Source organism: Veillonella ratti, from assembly GCF_003992115.1.
Classification (GTDB): domain Bacteria; phylum Bacillota; class Negativicutes; order Veillonellales; family Veillonellaceae; genus Veillonella_A; species Veillonella_A ratti.
In genome coordinates this window covers 22,568-35,333 of sequence record NZ_RQUX01000011.1, presented here as the reverse complement: position 1 = coordinate 35,333, position 12,766 = coordinate 22,568, and the positions used below count along the sequence as shown (strand labels likewise).

The following is a 12,766-nucleotide window of genomic DNA, read 5'->3' as shown; positions in this document are numbered from 1 at the left end:
AAAATTCTTATTCAAATATTTTAATTATTGATGACTCTGCCATACATGTTCAACAATTAATAGGAGAATCGGAATCTCCTATTTTTTATATCGCTTTGAAAGTAATTCTTAGAAGCGGAAGTCCCGTTCGCCGTGTTCCATCTGTTTGATGTAGTTGGCAGATGCTTCTTTTACCTTTTCATTGCGAATAAGGTCTAGCTGTTTTTCAATGACCGCTTCACCGGTTGCTTTTGTTTCATCCGTTGCATAGTCAAGCAAGTATTCGTTAAGGGTCATCAACGCGTTTGGCTGACAGCAGTTATGAATCTGGCCACTCTTTGCCAAGGCCATGAAACGGTCGCCCGTACGGCCCGCACGATAGCAAGCAGTACAGAAACTAGGCACATAGCCGAGTTCCAACAACCAGTCAACGATTTCGTCGAGGCTGCGACGGTCGCTGGTATCGAACTGTGCGGAGTTGTCTTCCGGTAATTCTTCTTTGTAGCCGCCTACGCTGGTACGAGAACCACCGCTAATCTGCGAGATACCGAGAGCCAAGCCGCGTTCACGCATGCGCTGACTTTCACGAGTGGACATAATCATACCGGTATATGGTGTGGATACACGAATAAGGGCTACGATTTTTTCAAACGTATCATCCGGCACAGCATTGCTGAAATCATCTACATCGATGTCATCAGCCGGGCAAATACGCGGTACGCTGATTGTATGAGGACCTACGCCGAATACAGCTTCCAAGTGTTCTGCATGCATCAACAAGCCCACGAAATCGTAACGGTAATGTTCAAGACCGTACAATACGCCGATACCTACGTCATCAACGCCGCCTTTCATGGCACGGTCCATGGCTTCCGTATGGTACGCGTAGTTACTCTTAGGACCATGTGGATGCAAGTTTTCGTAGTTTTCTTTGTTGTATGTTTCCTGGAACAAGGTGTAAGTACCGATACCGGCTTCGTGAAGTTTCTTGTAATCTTCCACTTCGCAAGCTGCAATATTTACGTTAACACGACGAATTTCGCCGTTTTTATTCTTAATGCTGTAAATCGTTTTAATACATTCCAAAATGTATTCCAACGGATTGTTTACGGGATCTTCACCGGATTCGATAACGATACGTTTATGGCCCATCGCTTCCAAAGCCAACACTTCTTCTCGAACCTGTTCCTGTGTCAATTTCTTACGGGTAATATGACGGTTCTTTGCATGATACGGACAATATACGCAGCCGTTTACACAGTAGTTGGACAAGTATAAAGGGGCGAACAATACAATGCGATCGCCGTAAATTTTGCGTTTAATCTCTTTAGCCAAAGCAAATAATTTATCTTTATATTCAGGCAACGGGCATTCCAATAAAACAGCCGCTTCACGGTGATTTAACCCATTCATGGTCGCCGCTTTTGCCAAAATTTGATCTAACAGCTCACGATTTTCTTTATTCGCTTCCGCATAGGCCAACGTATCAAGAATCTCTTCGTGGTTAATAAACTCTTCTGCTTTAGAAGATTTTACATCGTACATACTGGTCTCCTTTGCTCATACCATAGAGAAGTCCTGTGCCCTCGTCCTTTCCCAAGTACGAGCTCAATGACAACCCACACTTCGGTTGTCTATTCAGGTCAAGCATACTTACTATGCACTTTACTTCTTCTATATTGAATCTCTTGAATATGTCTTATATTATACACCTTTTCTCCACTTTTGAAAACATAAACACCACCTAATAGGCACGTATTTAGCATTATTTGATTGATGTTTGATGCTCATCGAATTTTCTCATTACTATGTCTATTTAGCGCGTATAAAGGGCTTTTTCAGGGCTTACCTTCCTATTATATAAAAAGGACTGTACCATCTTAAAATTGCGCGCAAAAAAGCCCCTGACAAAATCAGGGGCTTTTGTATATTCGATTCAGCTTACGCTTCTACTGGATATACGCTAACTTTACGGTTGTAGCGACCAGCACGTTCGAAAGCAACTTTACCAGGAACTAATGCGAATAAAGTATCGTCTTTACCAATACCTACATTAGTGCCAGGATGGAAATGAGTACCACGTTGACGAACGATGATGTTACCGCTTTTTACTACGGAACCATCATGACATTTAACGCCAAGACGTTTGGATTCGCTATCGCGACCGTTACGTGTACTGGATACACCTTTCTTATGTGCAAATAATTGCAAATCAAAAGTAAACATTCCGTTCACCTCCTATGTTTCACTAAGTGATACAAAATCATCATATTGGCGAGCAATTTCTTGGAAGCCAAGAACCATGGTTGCCAATATAGCCTGTCCCTTTTCTGTGATTGCACCTTGTAATTCAATAGTACATTCACCGGAACTGTTCTCGTAAATACCTTGCTGTTCAGCTACTGATTGTAACCCCAAAATGGCGGTACAAGACAGTACGGAAACGGCGGCACATACGATATCATAGCCATGCTCGTCATAGCCGGCATGTCCGTTAATGGAGCAAGCAACAATTTGTTGTGCCTCATTACGACGAATATGAATCTTAATCATGACTTACGCCTGAATGGATTCAATGCGAACTTTTGTGAACGGCTGACGATGACCTTGGCGACGACGATAGTTGGATTTTGCTTTGTATTTGAAAACTAAAATCTTCTTCGCTTTACCATGTTCAAGTACTTTACCTGTTACTTTTGCACCGTCCACAAGTGGAGCGCCTACTTTAACGTCACCGTCGTTAACTACAGTTAACACTTCGTCAAACGTTACGGATTCTTCAGCAGCTGCTTCCAATTTTTCGATAGTAATTACATCGCCTTCGGCAACGCGGTATTGTTTACCACCGGTTTTAATAATTGCGTACATTGTGACACCTCCTTGTTTTCGAACTCGCTGAATACGGTATTCTCTCATGCCGGAATCGGGATGAGTGAAATTTACACACCTCTCCACGCGGCTGCAATAGTTGGGCGTACCCAAACTATGACTAATTCATTTTACATGATTAGATAATAAAAGTCAATGACTTATATGCATACTTTGTCATTGACTTCTTAAAAATTAAAAGGGCTTCTTCAAATTCAATTAAAGCACTACAGCTAAACTATTACGCCCTCGCCCTAGATAATCTGTAAATGTTGCAACAAAATTTTTAAGCCGATTAAAATGAGCACGAGACCACCCAGTACTTCTTCGCGACCACCCAAAAATCGTTTTAATTGTTGCCCCAAAAAGACCCCCACCAAGGAGATAAGGAATGCAACCACGCCGATTAAACCGCTGGCACCCCAAACATTGATGTCCATAAAGGCAAATGTCAAACCGATGGCTAAGGCATCAAGACTGGTAGCAAAGGCCAATACTACAATTTCACGCCAGCTCACCAGTTGGCATATAATATGAGATTCTTCCTCAGCCGCCTTTTTACTGTTGCGTATCATATTAATCCCCAAATACGCCAGTAGGCCAAAAATAATCCAATGATCGTAGTCATTGATTTTATCCGCCAATTAAGCTCCTATAACCCAGCCAATAAGCGGCATAGCCATTTGGAATACACCAAACAAAAGGGGCATTCCTACTCTTTTTAAATCGTCCCGACTCGTGAGACAAGGGCCCTTAGCTACAGCCACTGCAAACGCATCCATGGCCAAACTTACGGCAACTAACACGAGCTCCCACATTGACATACAACATGCACCTCACTTAAAAGGTAAACCAATAACCTAACTATTATATCGAAAAAAATAAGACTTAGCAAGCTAAGTCTTAAAAATTTTACAATCCATTAGTCACGCGCCAAAGGTCGATTCAACGCACAAAGCTTAGCGCACGAATGGTTTACTCATCCCCCAAAGCGAGCAAGGAGTATGCTTCCCGGCTCATAGCCGGTTGCACTTCCACCTTAATAGTTCGTTTGCATTCAGCTTCCAAATCAGCCACAACGGATTTTGTGAAGTATTGTTTTACCTCCTCATTGACTTCAATAAGGACATTAGATTTCAAACGGCCGCCTCGATATAATTCCCGTAGGCGTCGAATAATCTGTAAATACACGGTTTCCGCCGAAAATAATTGACCGGTGCCGCCACATTGGGAACAAGTATCGAATAAAATACTCTGCAAGCCTTGGCGTTCCCGTTTACGGGTAATTTCTACGAGCCCTAAGGAGGTAATGCCGCACACCACGGTTTTCACCCGATCCTGACGAACCAGTTGTGTCAAATAGGCCACCAATTCATCCCGTTGTGCTTTCTTAGGCAAATCTATAAAGTCACACACGATGATGCCACCAATATCGCGTAAGCGCAACTGTCTGGCAATCATCTTAGCAGCCTCACGATTCACTTCCATCGCTACTTCCCCGGCGGTGCCGGAGCGGCCCGTAAAATGACCGGAATTAACATCTATTACCGTCAACGCTTCCGTCGTATCGATTTTCAAAAAACCGCCGGACGGTAAATCCACGGTAGAATTTAACAATGTATCAAGTTGTGACTCTACCTGCCACTCTTTAAAAATAGGTTCCGCCGAATTATGGAGCTGTAGCGAAACGGCATCCGTCATGTTAGTGATACTCAACAATTCCTGCAACCGTTCGTAAGCCCCGGCGTCATCTACAATAATTTCATTAACATCATGGCCTAAATATTCGCGGATAACGCGGAACCAAAAATCCGCATCACTGTAGAGCTCACTGCCCCCCTTGGCCACCTTATAGCGATTTTTCAATTGCTGCCACGTACGCCAAAGAAATTCCATATCCCCGCGCAGCTCATCCGCCGTAGCTTCCGCTGCCGCAGTGCGCAGAATGAAACCGCAACCATTTGCTAAATACGGCGCCGCCATATCAGCTAATTGAGCACGCAAATTATCATCGGTAATGCGCTTGGAAATATGAAGCCCTTCCGAATAAGGCAAAAGCACCATAAAACGACCGGCCAGGCTCACGTCGGCACTGACGCGCGCCCCTTTGCCGAGCATTTCTTCCTTCACAACCTGGACGAGTATATTTTGACCTACAAAGAGTTTGCCCATAGCCTTAGTCTGCTTACCTTGTTTTAAATTAAGGTACGCATTTTGCTTAAGACCAATATCAACGAACGCCGCCGACATCCCGGGCAGTACATTGCGCACTATGCCCTTGTAGATATGGTTGATGGTCTCGTCACGAGTGGGACGATAAAAGGCTGTATCTACCAGCTCATTCTGCTCATCCAACACAACCATACGAATTTCTTCCGCCATCACATTGGCTACGATTCGTTTCATGGCAAACTCCTTTCTTTATACTTATAGCGTTACATCTAACGGGGACAATAATTCCCCATCCCGTTCCACCATGATTTCATGGCGATGAATGGAGTAACCGTCGGTTACAGGCCAACCGTATTTTTCACGGCCAAGTTGCCATACATCCCCCGGTTTCATGGTACCCTCCGGATATATGCCGATGCCCATGGTTAAAGTCACACGGTCACCGTCAAGGCGCGCTGTAATCGGTTCTTTTACAAAATGCTTCACATCGATAGTACGGGTTTTCTTCGGTGTCACTTTTTCATAAGCGATTTCCGGCGCATCATTGAACTCTTTTAAAAGTTCATCCCAATTGACATCGGCCGTTACCGGACCGGATACTTCATAGACCGCATAGTTACAAATGGCCATGAGTTTTTTGACCTTATCCGGCATTTCACGGCCGGACATTACGGTGAGTCCCGGCGGTGCAACCCGGTTTAAGCGCTCCATAATGGATTCCACGGTGGCATCATCTTCCAGAATATCCATATCAAGATATTCCACTTCCGCCGTAATGCCCAAGGCTAAAGCGGAGGAAAAGCTAATTTTCATATGCGGGTTAAAACCTTCCGAATAGGCCATTTTGATAAAAGCACGACGAATCATACGTTCCACGGCCTGTGCATAATCCAGGTGCGATAAAAATCGCATTTCTTCGCCCTTACTTAAGGCCAAACGTAACTTTTTCAACGCGTCCACCCTCCTGATAATCTACAATTGCCGTATTAAGTTCCGGACACACATTACAGCCGTTACATGGTAAGCGACGGCAGTCACGGGTCAAGGTTGCCTCAACGGCTCGGTCCCATTCCTGTTTTAAGTATTTCTTAGAAACAGTATCATCTAGATGATCCCATGGCAACGGTTCATCAAAATCGCGGTCGCGACGGGCATAATAATCAGGATCGATGCCTGTATTTTTGAACGCCTGCATCCATTTATCGATGGAGAAGAATTCAGTCCATCCGTCAAACTTACAGCCTAATTTCCAGGCTTCAATCAATGTTTTCGCCAAACGACGATCGCCGCGGGCAAACACCGCTTCCATATAACCGGTAGCCCCATCATGGTAATGATAAGAAATATTGCGGTTATTGATGAGCGTTTTTAAATATTGCTGTTTACGATGAATTTCTTCCACCGACTGTTGGCCATACCACTGGTATGGGGAATGACTCTTCGGTACGAAGAAGGATACGCTGACCGTTACCTTACCATTTCGTTTGCCCGTGATTTCACGATGTAAATCAAGTACTTTATAGGCCAAATCAGCAATGCCCGCTACGTCTTCATCCGTTTCGGTCGGAAGCCCCATCATGAAGTACAGTTTAACCGTATTCCAGCCCGATTTAAAGGCATTCGTACAAGCGGCGATTAAGTCTTCTTCACTTACGCCTTTATTGATTACGTCACGCATACGCTGGGAGCCCGCTTCCGGCGCAAAAGTCAAACCACTCTTACGAACTTGCTGCACTTTTTTGGCAATATCAATGGAAAACGCATCAATACGCAAGGACGGTAAGCTTACGCTGACCTGTTTATCCTTAAATTCTTCCATGAGCATGTCAACCAGTTCCGGCAAGCGGGAGTAGTCGGCGGAGCTCAAAGACATAAGGGAAATTTCGTTATAGCCCGTATTGGCAATGATTTCTTTCGCCAATTGAACTAATTTTTCCGGCGAACGTTCACGCACCGGACGATACAACATACCGGCCTGGCAAAAACGACAACCACGGGTACAACCGCGGAACAATTCCAACACGGCCCGGTCATGAACGACATCAATATACGGTACCACTGGTTTAGTTGGATAGAAACAGTTGTCCATGTCTTCGATGATACGTTTCTGTACTACTGCCGGTGCCTCTTCAGCGAGCACTTTCATGCCTTTGAAGTCACCTTTTTCGGTATACTGCGGTTCGTATAAAGACGGCACATAGTTACCCGGGATCTGCGCCATCTTGCGCAAGAGCCCTTCTTTGCCGCCCGGGAAGCCGGCCGCTTTTTCTTGACGGTAGAGTTCCACCATTTCAACGATGTGCTCTTCTGACTCACCGAGATTTACGATATCTACGAAGTCGGCAATCGGTTCCACATTATACGCGCAAGGACCACCGGCCGTAATGAGTGGGAAGGACAAGTCACGGTCTTTACTGTAAAACGGAATACCGCCCATATCCAACATGTTTAAAATGTTGGTATAACTCATTTCATATTGTAAGGTAAACGCCAAGAAATCAAAATCCTTAACCGGGGTCTTCGTTTCCAAAGAATACAACGGAATGTTGCGTTTACGCATTTCTTCTTCCATATCATGCCACGGCGCGCATACGCGTTCTGCCGCCACATAGGGTAATTCATTGAGCAAGGAATATAAAATCTTAATACCTAAGTGACTCATGGCCACTTCGTATACGTCAGGAAAACCAAAACACATGGTAACATCCATATCTTTGTGATCTTTCACAACGCTATTCCATTCGCCGCCTGTATATCGCGCGGGCTTTTGTACATGCTGCAACCAGCTCGCATCTAATTGAACCATAGGACCTCCGATTCAAAATCTATCATAATGGCAACTTGCTGAAGTTGCCTTTCACTTTCATTAAAACATTTTAAAACTTCTTCTGAGGCTTTTTTTATAGCCTCTGCTATTAATTATTGGGCGTAATTTTAATCAATCTAAAAATAATTTAGAACATTAACTTCTTGCGATGCATTGCAATATTAAGCAATAAACCGACACTAATCATATTCGTGGTCAACGCGCTGACACCGTAACTGATAAACGGCAACGGAATCCCCGTAACCGGCATAATACCGGTCGTCATACCAACGTTAACGAGTACTTCGAATACCAACATGGAGCCGATGCCGGTAGCTAAGAGTGTACCGAAAGTATCATTGGCACTGCGGGCAATCATAATACTGCGATAAATTAAAAGGAACAATAACAATAATACGATTACACAGCCTACAAAGCCTAATTCTTCTCCGATAACGGAGAAAATAAAGTCTGTATGATTTTCCGGCAAGAAGTTTAACTGACTTTGCGTACCTTCAAAAAGGCCCTTACCGAGAATCATACCGGAACCGATGGCGATTTTCGACTGAATAATGTGATACCCGGCCCCAAAGGGGTCAATATTCGGGTTTAAAAATACTAAAATACGTTGTTTCTGGTATTCTTGCAAAACGAACCAACCTAACGGTGCCAAAACAACGGCAACACCTACGATGATTTGTACCAAGCGCATCCGAATACCTGCTACGAAGAGCATGCCGCACAAGATGGCTAAATATACCAAAGATGTACCAAGGTCAGGCTGTTTAAATACCAATAAGGTCGGTATCCCTACATATAATACTATCGGCACCAACGATCGAAAGGTGTTCAGCTTATTCACTCGATTTTCCATCATTTGTGCCATACTGATAATCATGAGTAATTTCGTGAATTCCGACGGCTGAATGGTGATTGGCCCGATTTGGATCCAACGCTGCGCACCTAAAGCGGATGTACCGATAAGCATAACCGCTACCAATAATAATATAGTAATAAAATACAGTGGCCGTCCCCACGAACGAAGGCGACGATAATCAAACCATTGCATCATAACAATCACTACTGTGTTAATTACAAAAAACATAAGTTGTTTACTCACTAAATCGTTTATGTCGAGACCATCACGATTTACATGAGTGGCACTGCCAATGATGACAACACCTACGCTAATGAGCAGGAGCGTACAAACTACGACGGTCCAGTCCCATTCGCGCCAGATTCTATGCCACATATATACCTCCTAGCGCATACGGCTACGACCATAGGCTTGAAATTTTCTTCTTAAAAACTTCAAACAAGCTCATTTTCTTAGGCTGTGCCGGTTCTTCTTTCTCTTCTGCTGATTCATCTGTTACTGCTTTAATTTCAGCAGCCGTTTCCTCAGCAACTTCTTTCGCTTTATCGACTACTGCTTCGGTTTTATCTTCTACAGTTGCTACTACTTCTTCAACTTTATCTGTTACAGTTTCTACTAAGTCCTCAGCTTTTTCTGCCACTGCTTCAGCTTTTTCTGATGCGGCATCTGCCACTGCTTCAGCTTTGTCGGTTACAGAGTCAACTATATCTTCCGCTTTAGCCGCTGCAGTTTCTGCCGTAGATTTAGCTGCGTCAACAGCGACTTTCGCCGAAGACGCCACCGGTGCGGTCATCTCGGTTTTAACCGCCTCAACCATGGTTTTTGCTTCAACCGCACTATCCTCGGCGGCTTCATCCGCCACATTGCTGACAGCCGGAACGGCACCGACTTTAGCGCCATTGCTAACCAATTCATTTTGCGTAGCCACATCACTATGGGCAGACACGGAATCCTGACTTACTTCACCGGTCTCAACTTCGACGCGTTCGCCTTCAACAATTCTATCTACCATAGGTTCAGCCATAGCTGCTTCGACTACTACCGAAGTTTCTGCCGCTTCGCCATCAGTGTTAGCAGTTGGCGTTGTTTCTTTTGCGGCTTCTTTCGAGTTTTCTGTTGCTGTTTCCTCAGCCGACTGTAATTGATACCAGCGGTCCAACAATTTTTCTTCCGGCCAAACTTCAGATGTTTCAATGTATTCAAGGAGCGGTACCATCATGGTGTCCACCGCTTCATCGCTAAATTCATGTAATGTGCCATCCTGTGCCCAGCCCATAAGTTTAGTGCTGTGTGGCAAGATTGTTGCTAATTGTTCTACCTGCAACGTCGCTAAGGCTTCTTCAACCGCTACGGCTACTTCACTGCGGCCTACGTTATTTAAGATTAACGCATAGTTGAACTGACGCTCTTCATGACAAAGCTGCATAACGCGCTGCACCGCACGAAGCGATACCCACATAGGTTCTGCTACAAGTAATAATTGATCGGCTGCTTTGAAAACAGCTTCATTGCCACGACCGATACCGGCCGGTGCATCAATAATGACAAAGTCATAACTTTCCGCCAATTTTTTTATGAGTTTTGCATAGCCTTTGCGACCTACATCTTCCCAGCGGCGAGTCTGAGTTGCCGGTAAAAAGTCAAAATCGTCCGTTAACGGTATGATGGCACTGTCTTGATTGCAGTTATCTTTCCAAATATCTACAGCATCAAAAAAGATATCATTTTCTTTGCCGATGACTAAATCCAAATCACGCATCCCAAAATCAGCATCGGTAATTAATACGCGATGACCTCGACGATTTAAAGCAGCACCAATATATGCTGTCATTGTAGTTTTACCAACGCCGCCCTTACCGGACATAATAGCAATAACCTTTCCCATGGCAACTCCTTTCCTTTCTCACTACCATAACCCACTACACAATCAATCTCAAACATACCTATAGCAGTAAAAAATTGCCAAAATAACACTTAACAAATACTAAAAACATAAACACTTAACAAGTAGTAAATTTATTAACATTTAACAGTTAAATTTGAATCCTAAACAATGCATTAACGTTGTTGAGGTCCTGTTACCGCTGTATTCGATGAATTATCACCGGATGCATCAGTTGAACCGCTGGCTGTATTGCCGGTATTAGTCGAAGTCGTTCCCAACGAATTATTATTCGTTACACTATTGGTATTGCCACCGGTTGTCGAACCATTCGCATTAGTACCGTTTTTATTGTCAGTACCGGCACCGTTAATATGGAAATATTCAGCTAATACATCTCTAACGATTGGACCGGCCGAACCGGCACCAAAACTACCTTGTTCTACCAAGGCTACTACAACAATACGCGGTTTATCATACGGTGCATAGGCTACAAACCAGCCATGGTCACGGCCGGTAGAGTTTTCCGCCGTACCGGTTTTACCGGCGATTTCAATAGGCCACCCTTTAAAGAGTGCCCCGGCTGTACCACCTTCGGCTGTTACGTCGCGCAATGCATTACGGATTAAATCCATAACTGTTTTTGAAACCTGTAATACGCCCATTTTTTTAGGTCCGAAAATTTCTGCCGGTGTACCGTCGCTATTATCGATACGACTGACTACATACGGTTGGTAACGAATACCGCCGTTAGCTACTTCCGACATCATCATGGCCATCTGAATCGGCGTTACCAAGGTAAAGGACTGACCGATAGCCGCATCGAAGGTTTCCCCTAAATACCAGTCTTGATCAAATACTTTACGCTTGTATTCCGGACTTGCCAAGTTACCGCTGGATTCACCGTACAACTTAATGCCCGTTTTTTCACCCAAACCGAACAACTTCGCAAAACGGTCCAGTTCTTCAATACCTACACGGTTACCCATTTCATAGAAATATACGTTATCCGATTTGGCCAGCGCTGTATTAAAATCAAGCCAGCCCAAAGCTTCGCCTTCGGCATTTCGCTTATCGATTAACCAGTGACGGCCACTATCGAATATCATCTCGTTAGGCGTTACTTTTTTAAGTTCCAACGCAGCTGCACCGGTTATGATTTTAAACGGTGACCCCGGCGGATATTCACCGGAAATAACCTTATTATCAAAGGGATGATTCGGATCATTATTGAGCTGATTCCATTGCGCCGATGTAATGCCGCGGGCAAACCAGTTCGGATTGAAGCCCGGTGCACTTACCATGGCGAGAATGGCTCCCGTATTCGGATCCATGGCCACAACCGCCGCACCTTGAGCCGGTATGCCCTGTGAACGAAGCGATGTCAATTGATCGGCCACCGCTTTTTCTGCCGCTTTTTGTAACGGCAAATCAATGGTCAAATGAATGTCCCGCCCCGGAATAGTGTCCTTACGGCCCACTTCCGCCACAGGACGACCGGTAGCATCTACTTCTACCTGCTTACCGCCGTCGATACCGCGCAATACATCATCATACATTTTTTCAAGACCGGAACGCCCCAAAATAGTGCCCGGCCCTACCGGTGTTTCCGGGTTTTCCGCTTTAAGTTCATTCAATTCATCTTCGCTCACTTCACCGACATAACCAAAGAGCTGAGATGCCAAAGAATCATAGGGATAGTATCTCAATGGCTCTACATCAATAGTTACGCCAGGCAATTCATGGCGATGTTCTTCAATCATGGTTACGCGGTCCATCGTAATATCCGTGGCCAAGCGAATCGGCTCATAGCCGCCCTTATGGGCTGCAATTTTACTTTGAATCACATCCGGCTTAATGTTAAGCATCGTAGCCAAACGATTAAGTTCGTCCGGATCGATATCTTGACCGGTCGGTACAATGGATACCGTATAAGCCGGCCTTGAACCGGCTACAATCTGACCGTTACGATCATACATGACCCCGCGCGCCGCTGTTACCGACACCATGCGCAGGCGATTGCCTTCTGCCTTGGTATGGTAATATTCACCATCCATAATCTGCAAATAAAATAAGCGAATAATAAGAATAATGAATATAGCGCTGACTATATACATTAAGGCATCAAAACGGCCTTTTTTATTCTTTTTATATAATGCTTCAAGCACGCCGATGCCTCCTT

At 44.5% G+C, this 12,766-nt stretch carries 12 protein-coding genes; all 12 read right to left on the bottom strand.

What is annotated here, in order from left to right; translation table 11 throughout:
- Positions 1-108: 108 nt before the first annotated feature.
- Complete coding sequence (gene hydG / locus EO124_RS06080; RefSeq protein ID WP_127058773.1) at positions 109-1,524, bottom strand: [FeFe] hydrogenase H-cluster radical SAM maturase HydG; 1,416 nt, start codon at positions 1,522-1,524, stop codon at positions 109-111.
- A gap of 396 nt (positions 1,525-1,920) precedes the next feature.
- The gene (gene rpmA, locus EO124_RS06075; RefSeq protein ID WP_006555123.1) at positions 1,921-2,205 is read right to left on the bottom strand and encodes a 50S ribosomal protein L27; all 285 of its coding nucleotides are present in this window, start codon (positions 2,203-2,205) and stop codon (positions 1,921-1,923) included.
- A 12-nt stretch (positions 2,206-2,217) separates the two neighbouring features.
- Positions 2,218-2,532: a ribosomal-processing cysteine protease Prp gene (locus tag EO124_RS06070; protein ID WP_006555124.1), complete on the bottom strand. Its 315-nt coding sequence runs from the start codon at positions 2,530-2,532 to the stop codon at positions 2,218-2,220.
- 3 nt (positions 2,533-2,535) lie between these two features.
- Positions 2,536-2,847, bottom strand: a complete 312-nt coding sequence (gene rplU / locus EO124_RS06065; RefSeq protein WP_006555125.1) for a 50S ribosomal protein L21 — start codon at positions 2,845-2,847, stop codon at positions 2,536-2,538.
- A gap of 254 nt (positions 2,848-3,101) precedes the next feature.
- Positions 3,102-3,491, bottom strand: a complete 390-nt coding sequence (locus tag EO124_RS06060) for a manganese efflux pump (RefSeq protein WP_338142096.1) — start codon at positions 3,489-3,491, stop codon at positions 3,102-3,104.
- Positions 3,492-3,671, bottom strand: coding sequence for an MntP/YtaF family protein (locus EO124_RS10410; protein WP_338142095.1), 180 nt, complete (start codon positions 3,669-3,671; stop codon positions 3,492-3,494).
- A 151-nt stretch (positions 3,672-3,822) separates the two neighbouring features.
- Positions 3,823-5,253 carry an Rne/Rng family ribonuclease gene (locus tag EO124_RS06055; RefSeq protein ID WP_127058772.1) on the bottom strand — a complete coding sequence of 477 codons (1,431 nt, stop codon included), beginning with the start codon at positions 5,251-5,253 and terminating at the stop codon, positions 3,823-3,825.
- Positions 5,254-5,274: 21 nt separating this feature from the next.
- Positions 5,275-5,970 carry a TIGR03936 family radical SAM-associated protein gene (locus EO124_RS06050; protein ID WP_127058771.1) on the bottom strand — a complete coding sequence of 232 codons (696 nt, stop codon included), beginning with the start codon at positions 5,968-5,970 and terminating at the stop codon, positions 5,275-5,277.
- Positions 5,942-7,825, bottom strand: a complete 1,884-nt coding sequence (locus tag EO124_RS06045) for a TIGR03960 family B12-binding radical SAM protein (RefSeq protein WP_021841677.1) — start codon at positions 7,823-7,825, stop codon at positions 5,942-5,944. The genes EO124_RS06050 and EO124_RS06045 overlap by 29 nt, the downstream gene beginning before the upstream one ends.
- 148 nt (positions 7,826-7,973) lie before the next feature.
- Positions 7,974-9,077 (bottom strand): rod shape-determining protein RodA, encoded by a 1,104-nt coding sequence (rodA, locus tag EO124_RS06040; protein WP_127058770.1) that lies wholly within the window; start codon positions 9,075-9,077, stop codon positions 7,974-7,976.
- Positions 9,078-9,099: 22 nt separating this feature from the next.
- On the bottom strand, positions 9,100-10,587 hold the full coding sequence (locus EO124_RS06035) for an AAA family ATPase (protein WP_127058769.1): 1,488 nt from the start codon (positions 10,585-10,587) through the stop codon (positions 9,100-9,102).
- A gap of 173 nt (positions 10,588-10,760) precedes the next feature.
- Complete coding sequence (gene mrdA, locus EO124_RS06030; RefSeq protein ID WP_127058768.1) at positions 10,761-12,752, bottom strand: penicillin-binding protein 2; 1,992 nt, start codon at positions 12,750-12,752, stop codon at positions 10,761-10,763.
- Positions 12,753-12,766: the final 14 nt, after the last annotated feature.

Excerpts from the sequence above, each read along its gene's own strand:
- hydG (WP_127058773.1), bottom strand. The coding sequence starts at position 1,524 with ATGTACGATGTAAAATCTTCTAAAGCAGAAGAGTTTATTAACCACGAA.
- EO124_RS06055 (WP_127058772.1), bottom strand. The coding sequence starts at position 5,253 with ATGAAACGAATCGTAGCCAATGTGATGGCGGAAGAAATTCGTATGGTT.
- EO124_RS06045 (WP_021841677.1), bottom strand. The coding sequence starts at position 7,825 with ATGGTTCAATTAGATGCGAGCTGGTTGCAGCATGTACAAAAGCCCGCG.
- rpmA (WP_006555123.1), bottom strand. The coding sequence starts at position 2,205 with ATGTTTACTTTTGATTTGCAATTATTTGCACATAAGAAAGGTGTATCC.
- rplU (WP_006555125.1), bottom strand. The coding sequence starts at position 2,847 with ATGTACGCAATTATTAAAACCGGTGGTAAACAATACCGCGTTGCCGAA.
- rodA (WP_127058770.1), bottom strand. The coding sequence starts at position 9,077 with ATGTGGCATAGAATCTGGCGCGAATGGGACTGGACCGTCGTAGTTTGT.
- EO124_RS06070 (WP_006555124.1), bottom strand. The coding sequence starts at position 2,532 with ATGATTAAGATTCATATTCGTCGTAATGAGGCACAACAAATTGTTGCT.
- EO124_RS06035 (WP_127058769.1), bottom strand. The coding sequence starts at position 10,587 with ATGGGAAAGGTTATTGCTATTATGTCCGGTAAGGGCGGCGTTGGTAAA.
- EO124_RS10410 (WP_338142095.1), bottom strand. The coding sequence starts at position 3,671 with ATGTCAATGTGGGAGCTCGTGTTAGTTGCCGTAAGTTTGGCCATGGAT.